The sequence below is a fragment of the Bradyrhizobium sp. Leo170 genome, assembly GCF_004296405.1.
Classification (GTDB): Bacteria; Pseudomonadota; Alphaproteobacteria; order Rhizobiales; family Xanthobacteraceae; genus Bradyrhizobium.
Genome location: NZ_PSRR01000385.1, coordinates 1 through 7766 on the forward strand (window position 1 = coordinate 1; position 7766 = coordinate 7766).

Annotated in this window: 4 protein-coding genes and 3 pseudogenes; all 7 read right to left on the reverse strand. The window is 56.9% G+C overall.

What is annotated here, in order from left to right:
* Positions 1-164 precede the first annotated feature (164 nt).
* Complete coding sequence (locus tag CWO89_RS37760) at positions 165-695, reverse strand: GNAT family N-acetyltransferase (protein WP_130583440.1); 531 nt, start codon at positions 693-695, stop codon at positions 165-167.
* Positions 696-775: 80 nt separating this feature from the next.
* On the reverse strand, positions 776-2011 hold the full coding sequence (locus CWO89_RS37765) for a hypothetical protein (protein WP_245476761.1): 1236 nt from the start codon (positions 2009-2011) through the stop codon (positions 776-778).
* A complete protein-coding gene (locus CWO89_RS37770) occupies positions 1983-3458 on the reverse strand; it encodes a coproporphyrinogen-III oxidase family protein (RefSeq protein ID WP_165421495.1) in 1476 nt (491 codons plus the stop codon). Before CWO89_RS37770 ends, CWO89_RS37765 begins: the two co-directional genes overlap by 29 nt.
* A gap of 1145 nt (positions 3459-4603) precedes the next feature.
* A pseudogene (locus CWO89_RS37775) lies at positions 4604-5486 on the reverse strand (IS110 family RNA-guided transposase); the annotation flags it as partial.
* A gap of 17 nt (positions 5487-5503) precedes the next feature.
* Positions 5504-6511, reverse strand: a pseudogene (locus tag CWO89_RS37780) (ISL3 family transposase); the annotation flags it as partial.
* A gap of 162 nt (positions 6512-6673) precedes the next feature.
* Positions 6674-7441, reverse strand: coding sequence for a group II intron maturase-specific domain-containing protein (locus tag CWO89_RS37785; protein ID WP_245475147.1), 768 nt, complete (start codon positions 7439-7441; stop codon positions 6674-6676).
* Positions 7395-7766, reverse strand: a pseudogene (locus CWO89_RS48460) (hypothetical protein); the annotation flags it as partial. The gene CWO89_RS37785 and the pseudogene CWO89_RS48460, both read right to left, overlap by 47 nt.

Sequence of the window (7766 nt, forward strand, 5' to 3'; positions counted from 1 at the left end):
ACCTCGCTCCGATCCAAAATTCGACTCCCGCTCAATGACTTGGGAGCTTCTTCACGGACGACGAAACCGCTTCCGCGGCGCCCGCGCTTCTCCTCAGTCGACGCGAGCCGAACTCCAGCGCCTTCACCTGCTTCAGCCTTTCACGACGCCAGGTCCCTACAGGGCTAGCGTGGATTCTCCAGGCCCACAACCTCGTTGATTATGTGACGTGGCTCATCCCGGCCGACAAGCCGCTTATCGTAGAAGATCACTTCATATCCGTGCAACATCCCTTCCTTACGGCGAACGTAGCCAGCGGCCTCATAAAGTCTTTGAGCCCCTACTTGGATCTTTGTCGTGTCGAGTACTATCCGCTTGAATCCCAGGGCGGCGGCTCGCGTTTCCAATTCAGTAAGAATCCTCGTCCCAAGCCCTCGCCGTCGAAAGGCAGGATCGACTCGCATACGCTTCAGCTCTGCGACGTCATCGTCAATAAGCTTCAATCCACCCATGGCAACGAGCTTGGAACCAATATGCGCAACTACGAAGTCTCCGCCTGACGCGATGTATATTTCTCCAATGTTTCGTAAATCATCCTCCCACGCTCCTTCCGGGCCACACACACCAACCGCCTCCGATGCGCGTCTATGCAGATGCCACACATCATCAGTATCTCCTGACTCAAATTGACGAAACATCACTTCGTCCTGAGACATCGAACGCCACCTTTGGACCCGTGTCGGATGCCTGCGCCTCTCAGCATCACTACATGTTTTAGCTAGCCAAATACCGCCGGCTATCGCGCCGCCGTTAACAGCCGCTGTGAAAGGACAGCCTCAACACTTTCCGAAGCCTCGACTCCGACAATTGGACGACCCGGTTCAACCGTATATTTCAAAGCCGTAGTACGGTGCATCCGGGTAAACTGTTCCAGCGCACAAACACACGAAGCGCGCAGCCTTCGGACTTCTCCACCATAGCGTTCGATGACGGGCGAAATGGTTGCAAACCCAGGAAAGTCCGCTTTCCCTTCCAGCCAACTTGGCGTGGGCTCCGCGCCTTTGTCATCTGGTGACAACCAGCGGAATACCTCGTGAATGTCTCCCTGCGGATAGTATTCGGACAGCCGATACAAATCCCTATAGTATTGCGGCTTCTGCTGAAAGAGTTCTTCGCCGACCAGTAGCACCGAGACCGCCACGACCCGGGCAGAAAACCGACCGCTTGGGCCAAGCCTATTCTTGTAAGGGTTTTTTCCGTAAAACACACGAAATTGGCTAAATAGGTCGGGCGACATATGTTCAAAAAATCGGGCCAGAACATAGTTCGCTGACTCAAGGCGTTCCAAGCATAGCGCAAGACATTGATGAGCGTCCGCGTCAGCCGCATCACGCAATTCAAGTAGAGCTGCGATTGCCAATTTTAGCTCGCTCTCGATGAGTTGATGACCCAAGCAAAAGTCTCGCTCCTCGACCCCGGCGGCGCCAAGGCAATATATGCGAGGATCGCTCTGCACTGGATTCGTCAGGATCATATCTTCATAGGAGAGAACCTCAATGCTAGGCTGTCGCTGGCAGCTTAAGCGGGCGAGACGGCTCAGCGCCTCTCCCACCGTCAACTCCGCCTGCACGGGATCAAGGCCGGCAAACGCCGACATCTGATAAGCACAATTGACGAGATATTGGACGTCTGTCTTAGCGACGGCGAAGTCGGGATCCGGCAACTTCAGCAGCTGTCCATCATGGTCAGCCGATGCAATCATCGCATTAATGCTACTTCCAAGAGCCTTGACCGCTTCATCTGGCCGTTCACTGCCTTTGATCTCGGCAATGAAGTGCGGCAGTTGATCGGCGACAACATTGCTGACAAGCCCAAGCGGCCGTTTCCGTTGCCCGCGATCGAAGCTATCGGACACATGAGAAAATATCTGCCGCGCCCGACGGCGCTGCTGTTCCGGAGTGGAAAAGGACAACGTAGCGACCATAGACGAGCGCTCCCCCACTTCATCGAAAAACAGCTTGCATTTCTGCACTCGACCCATATCTTGCGGCGGGCGAGTAGTCGTGCTTTTCGATTAGATCCGTTTGTTTGTCTGTTATCCTGCTATCGTTGTACGCGACCCGCTCAAGTACATTCTCAGAGAAAAATAGCAACGATACAGCGCCCGAGTTGATAATTCCGGCGTCGGTTAACGAAAGCACGCCATCGTTTGAAATGCGAACGAGGCCTGCCTCCCTTAAGATTTCAAGCTCGCCGAAAAAGTATTCTTCTAGCGATACTCCAAATTCGCGCTCGAAGCGGGAGAGCAGCACTCCGCTGCTTCGCAAGGCAAACATTAATGTTCGGCGCATGAGGTCGTCCTGGGACAGTACAACCCCCTTCCACACTGGTTTCTCGCCGGCTTCGACCCTACGTAGATAGCGATCTAGATCTGCCTCGTTGTAGAACTGGCACTGGCTCATGTAGCCAAATCCACCCACCCCAAACGGGACGAGATTATTGTCGTTCCAGGAATCGTATTTACGGCTTTGTTGAACGGAGTGCGGCTGCGACCTCTTAGTCCAATAGAAAATTGGTCCATAGCGATAACCGAGCTTCGTGAGGATGTGCTCCGCCATGAAGTGCATTATAATGCGCTCCTTGGCCCCGGCGAATTGATAGCGTCCCATAGCCAAATGGCGGGCCACGGGGTCAGTCAATTTAAACATCAACGGGAATACGTTGAACTTCTCTATTCCAATGTCCAACAGCCCGATTATTGAGTCGTACCAGCTCCGAAGCGTTTGCTGCGGCAGCCCATACATGAGGTCAAGCGATAGATTCTCAACGCCCATCTCGTTCAGCAATGTCACGAGTTGTATCACCTCCTCCAGACCGTGCCCGCGGTTCAATATACGCAAAATATCCCGATCTAGACTTTGAACGCCCAGTACGAAGCGGTTTACTCCGCCTCTAAGTAGAGTCGAGATGCGATCCGCGGCGTCCGCATGCTTCACAAGCGAGGGATGCAACTCAAAACTTACTTCTGACTTCGACAAATCAAAGCGCTCGTTAACCATGGCAAATAGCGTTTTGAGTTGATGGTTCGTCAAAAATGAGGGAGTGCCCCCTCCAAAAAACGCAGTCTCAACAGCTCTCCCAGCAAGCGCCGCGCCCGACCAAGTCATTTCTTTATTTAAGGCCGCCAAATAGCGTTCCACTCGCTCGGAAGATGGATTGATTTCCTTGGCGAAGTGGCAAAACGTGCAATACTGATTACAGAATGGGATATGAAAATAGAGGTCAATTGACGAGGCGACCTGAGTCAACAATCTTTCGGCATCCAGGTCACCCATTGCCTTGAGAGGAGGATATGTGCCGACGAGATAGTCGTTGTGCGCGTCCAGGTGCAGATTTCGCGATCTCAACATGTCGAGATTGATCTCGTACGAGCGGTCGATCGCAAATTCCAGGGCTTCGGAATAGCTGGGCGCGTTCATCTGTTGGGGACTCCATTAGCTTTCGTGTAGGAAAGCCGCGCTGGCAGCCGCGGCCGTACCACATCAATCTCGTCTTGCTCGTTACTGAAGCGGCGCGTTTCAATCAGCGAGCTGCATTCGCGCCCCACTCGCTGCAGCTCCGTTCGCAGGTCGCGATGCGCTCGGTGGTACACGGAGACGACTACAGATTGTCGACGAGAGGCAGATGTTTTGGCTAATGCGAATGCATGCGATACCGACCGCACTCAACCGTACAGCTATGGCGCTGACTTGTTTGGATCGAGCAAGTTTCATTTGAACTCCTGCGGCGACGACTGGATTGCATGGTCATGCGGATCCTTTTCCGTGTCCCAGCAATCGACGTGCCACCAAAGTCCGCTCGCGCGGGGCTTTTTTGAGGAACGAAAACCATGTGCTTTGCGCTGTATTGTCGGAATAGTTACGCCACAGCGTCGGCTCCCGGACATACGCGTCCTCAACGGGACACGGCCGAAAAACGACAACACGGAGCATCGAGTGACCATGATCGTCTCTCGACAGTGGGTTCTGAGGTGATTGGACAACACCCCACGTACTCTTCAACGGGAGCCAACGATTGAGCCCTTTGGCGCCGAGGGCGCTCCTGCCTCCTGAGTCGCGGCATACACCGCCAAATTGCCAGGTGGCCGACGATCGCTGGTGCACCGGCGTTTGGCGCGAACGCGCACCATGCGATCAGCTTTCCGGAACCCCATGTCGAGTCGCCCGGAGGGCTTTCACCTCCGGGCGCTCCCAGAACCGTACGTGAACCTCTCGATTCATACGGCTCCCGATGTTCGGCCGTTGCCATGACATAGCTGCCAGTGCTGTCAATCGGCCCTTTAATTGCGAGGTGTTGTTAAGCTGCCATTCTTTGTCTCCGGTGGCACGACGGCAGCGATCACTTCGTCGGAGCTGGTCGGGGTTGCGGAGACGGAGTGATCGCGGGTGACGAGAGAATCGTCAGCCGGAATTGGCTGAGGCCCGGCCTCTTTAACGGGTCAACTTGTTCGCGTTGATGTCGCAGCTGGGGTCATGGTCCTTTCCGAGGTAGCGGGCGCCTCATGTTGATGTCCGGATCCGACGCCTCAACGTTTGCAGCGGAGTGCGGACAAGCCGGGGCCAGCCGATTCCCATTTCTTCGTACGGTAGAGCAGGACAGTTGCGGCTTCGTAGAGATAAGTTCGCAGCAGTCGATCGCCCCAGCGTGAGATTCGGCCGTTCTGATCGATCTCGCCGGACTGGTTGCGTCGAGGCGTAAGCCCGAGATAGGCTCCAACGGCCGCCGCAGATCGAAAGCGCGACGGACCGTCGACCGTGTGCCTGAACGTCAGGGCGGTTACGACGCCCACGCCCGGGACCGTCATCAGGCGCGCGTCGTTTCATCCGCTTTTGCGAGCCGCCGAATCTCGTCGTCTATTTACTTTGCTGCCGACAGACCTGATCATGGACCAGCAAGAGAGGATCAACCACGGAACGCAGGTGGTGATCATCACCCAACAAGTCGTTGACCTGCTTCCGAAACTGAAGGCCTATAGCTCTTGGGAACAGCAGGCCGTACTCTTTGACGATGCTGCGGACTTGGTTTTCGATATCCCTTCGGATTGCGACCAGACGAGATCGCGCCACGAGAACGGCCCGGGTCCTTTGGCTCTCTTCGCTCTTGACCTTCACTTCTCGGTACCAGCCGACCCTGACCAGCTCGGCCAGTCCTCGGGCGTCATTCTGATCGCTCTTATTCAAGCGGGTCGAGAGTACGGCATGTGCGTGGCGAGCATCGACACAGACGACAGGAAGGTTAACGCGTCGGAGCTCGTGCCAAAGCCAGCTCGCCATCGCTCCAGTTTCAAAACCGATACGCTCAGCATTTGGCGCACGCTTGCAAAGTAGCTCGGTCAATGCTCCAGGTTCGGACTTGGCCTTGCCTTCGAACGTTACTCGTCCACTTTCGTCGATTACGCAGACTGAAGTTTCCCGTTGTGAGACATCCAACCCGACGTATTGCTTCATGGTAGCGCTCCGAATCGGTTGATTGCGAGTACCCGCCGTCTGCGGGTTGCCCATTCTGCGACAACACGAAGAGAGCCTCGGAAGCCGCGCGTCCTTAGACGTCGCCAAAGTTCAGTCCCGTTTCGGCGGCCGGCAACCCACTGATCGTCGAGCCATGGCAGGTGATGATCGAGCGAACTCTGCCGGGTCCGGAAGACATCATGGCGTTCGCCACGGATCACCTGTCGAACCAGCTTCCTGCTATGGCCAGTCTTGCGTACGATCTGCTTGATCGGTGTTCCGCTTTTCGACAAAGCCAAGATAGTTGCATTGGTCTCTTCGCGGCGAAGATATCCGTCATACTGCAGGCGCTCGGCCGCGGTGAGCAGCTTGGGATCGATCGTGGTCGCGCCGATGACGGTGCGGATCTGGCGCATCGATTTTCGGACGGCGTCAAGGAAGGCCCGACTGGCATTCTCCATCAAATGCCAACGATCGGCGACCTGTACCGCGTGCGGCAGGGCCTTTGCGGCCGCTTCGCCATATCCCCCGCCGCGGACCCGGGCAACGATCGCGATCGTGGGATGACCGGCAAGCCAGGCTTGGGCGGTCGCGGGCTCACGATCTGGCAGCAGGGTAACGATCCGGCGCCTTTCCAGGTTGCAGACGATGCTGGCGTATCGGTGATTGCGCCGCCAGGCCCAATCATCAGTGCCGATGACCTTGAGCGGGTCGGCCGGCGGACGGTGACGGCGTCGGACCACGCGCAGCAGCGTATCCTTACTCACCGGCAACATCAGCCGCTTTGCGAAGCCTGCCGCCGGTCGACCGCCAAGCGCCAGGCCGAGGTGATGAACGATCGAATCCATCCTCGCCGTGGGTCGGGCCGACGGCGCCAGAATCCCCTCGGCGAAGCGCTCAGTGAAGATTTGGCGCCCGCACAGGACGGCGTCGCAGCGGAAGCGGCGAGCGATTACCAGGAGCTGGACGATCCGCCCTGCGAGCGGCAAATCGGTCACGCGTCTTCGATATCGGCTATGGACACGTGGACGGTGATCGCGACGACCTCGTTCAATCGGCTGGCGGCGGCTTGTCCGCACTCCGCTGCAAACGTTGAGGCGTCGGATCCGGACATCAACATGAGGCGCCCGCTACGTCGGGAAGGACCATGACCCCAGCTGCGACATCAACGCGAATAAGTTGACCCGTTAAAGAGGCCGGGCCTCAGGCCAATTCCGGCTGACGATTCTCTCGTCACCCGCGATCACTCCGTCTCCGCAACCCCGACCAGCTCCGACGAAGTGATCGCTGCCGTCGTGCCACTGGAGACAAAGAATGGCAGCTTGACAACACCTCGCAATTAAAGGGCCGATTGACAGCCAGTGAGCGAGGAGAGTCGGATTTGCGCGGCAAAGCCGCTCAAACCAATCTCGTGCCCCTTTGGTCTTGCGACGCAGCCGCTTGAACTTGCGGCGCGCCCAGGGGATGACAAAGGCATCGATCCTCTTCAGGGTCGGACGCAACTGCGTCCGATGGAAGGGGCCGTAGTAGTTGATCCAGCCTTGAGTGTACGGATTGTAGGCCTTGGCCAGATCCTGCAGGGACTTGTCGCTGTGATGGTGAAGAGTCCAGCGCCGGATCGTCCGGCTGATGGCCTTCAGCGCTTTTGGACTTACCGCGGGCATGAAGCCGTGCGCGTGGATAGTTCCTTGCCATACCGTCTTTCTTGCTCGGAATGAGAACCCGAGAAAGTCGAACGACTGGTTCGGAAAATCGCCACGCCGGTTCGCATCCTTGCAATAGACCATCTTCGTCTTCTCCGGATGCAGCACCAACTCGCAGGCCGCAAAGTGGTCGGCAAGCGCGCTCCATAACGCCTGCGCCTCGTCGGCGCTCTTGCAGTGACAAATGACGTCATCCGCGTAGCGCTCAAACGGGATGAGGAAAGGTTCTCGCCATCCACATATCGAACGCATGATGCAGAAACAGATTCGCCAGGATGGGCTTACTACTCCCCGTACGCAAAAGGTAACTTGCGTCGCCGACCGACGGGTGGCCGCCTCCAGGGGGCGAAGTCGGTCCGCCACCGGCGGGTGAACCGCTTGGCGCAGGAATCGAGTGGCGAATCACGATTGTGTCATTGGAGACCAGGATTTCTTTGACGAGGAGTCGGACGATACGTTGGCGCTCTGAAACATCTAACGTCTTCGCGGTTGCGCGTAGCCGTGCAAGAAAGCTTGTAATTGTCTCGGCCAGTCGCAGGTATCCACCGCGATCGGCAAGGTGACTCTGAATGGCAGC

Excerpts from the sequence above, each read along its gene's own strand:
- CWO89_RS37760 (WP_130583440.1), bottom strand. The coding sequence starts at position 695 with ATGTCTCAGGACGAAGTGATGTTTCGTCAATTTGAGTCAGGAGATACT.
- CWO89_RS37770 (WP_165421495.1), bottom strand. The coding sequence starts at position 3,458 with ATGAACGCGCCCAGCTATTCCGAAGCCCTGGAATTTGCGATCGACCGC.
- CWO89_RS37785 (WP_245475147.1), bottom strand. The coding sequence starts at position 7,441 with ATGCGTTCGATATGTGGATGGCGAGAACCTTTCCTCATCCCGTTTGAG.